Annotated in this window: 1 tRNA gene; it reads right to left on the bottom strand. The window is 40.8% G+C overall.

The features are described 5' to 3' along the window. Positions 1-108 precede the first annotated feature (108 nt). Positions 109-199, bottom strand: a tRNA-Ser gene (locus AB4161_RS23200). Between the last annotated feature and the right edge of the window lie 100 nt (positions 200-299).

The following is a 299-nucleotide window of genomic DNA, read 5'->3' on the forward strand; positions in this document are numbered from 1 at the left end:
TTAATTTTCCGGATTGGTATAAGCTGCCGCTTTGAAGTATTCAAATGTTCTTTTACCAAACTCAAGACGAAAAAAAACCCGCTGATTTCTCAGCGGGCTTTTCAATGGTGGTGGAGGGATAGGGATTTGAACCCTAGAACCGCTATTAACGGTTGCCGGTTTTCAAGACCGGTGCTTTCGACCACTCAGCCATCCCTCCAACAAATTGTCATCAACAGATTAGTACACTGTTGAGGTTGTTATTTGCTAATGCAAGTAACGATACCTTTTGTCTTCACCTTTCAAAAAAGTGAAAATAA

Origin of the sequence: Vibrio sp. 10N.286.51.E5 (assembly GCF_041469125.1) — a bacterium.
GTDB classification, from domain to species: Bacteria; Pseudomonadota; Gammaproteobacteria; order Enterobacterales; family Vibrionaceae; genus Vibrio; species Vibrio crassostreae_C.